The 726-nt window shown below is 49.2% G+C and carries 1 protein-coding gene; it reads right to left on the bottom strand.

Annotated elements, in window-relative coordinates:
• The coding region (locus ON063_RS14730) for a threonine aldolase family protein (RefSeq protein ID WP_274665638.1) at positions 1 to 726 on the bottom strand (726 nt) is incomplete at both ends.

Below are 726 nucleotides of genomic sequence, written 5' to 3' on the forward strand. Positions count from 1 at the left end.
ATGCGAGCAATGTTCTCACTTAGTTCTTCCTTCTCCCCTTGAAAGTGGAGGTGGAACATATTTGTGACCGGGATGCGTGGCGTCGTCCAGACGCCGTCGAGTCCGTTGAATCGTGCTGCCAACTGTACGGCATGATCCCGATACTCGGTCATCTTATCTTTCCGCATCTCGTAATAATAATCTGAAGAAAGAATGTACGGGTAAAGGCTAATCAAATCACCGCCGTAGCGTCGCTTCCACACCTTCGACGTGTCACAAAATGATTTCGGTCCAGCAAGGATGGCACCGGCAATCCCACCGATTCCTTTATAAAACGAGACGTACACGCTATCAAAAAGTGCACAGATTTCAGATGCTTCTTTTTCGTAATACGGTAGCGATTCGAACAGTCGTGCCCCGTCCAGATGCAGATAGATCCCTTTCTCACGACAGTGTTCATGAATCGCCACAAGTTCCTCGAAGGTCGGCAATTCCCCACCGATTTCCCGTTGTGGAAGTTCGAGCAATAGACATGCGATGTCTGGCAACCCTTGAATCTCTTCGAGTGTCATCACCCGATTTTCGTCCCCGACTAAAATCGGTTCGATGTGATGCAACTCCTTCAAACCGTCCTGTTCATGGATTTCAAGATGACAGAGCGGATGATACGCGACCGTGTTCTCCCCCGTTTCATCACACCAAATACGTAACGCGATCTGTTGCGCCATCGTGCCACTCGGAAAGAAT

This window comes from Exiguobacterium sp. B2(2022) (assembly GCF_028823655.1).
Taxonomy (GTDB): Bacteria; Bacillota; Bacilli; order Exiguobacteriales; family Exiguobacteriaceae; genus Exiguobacterium; species Exiguobacterium aestuarii_A.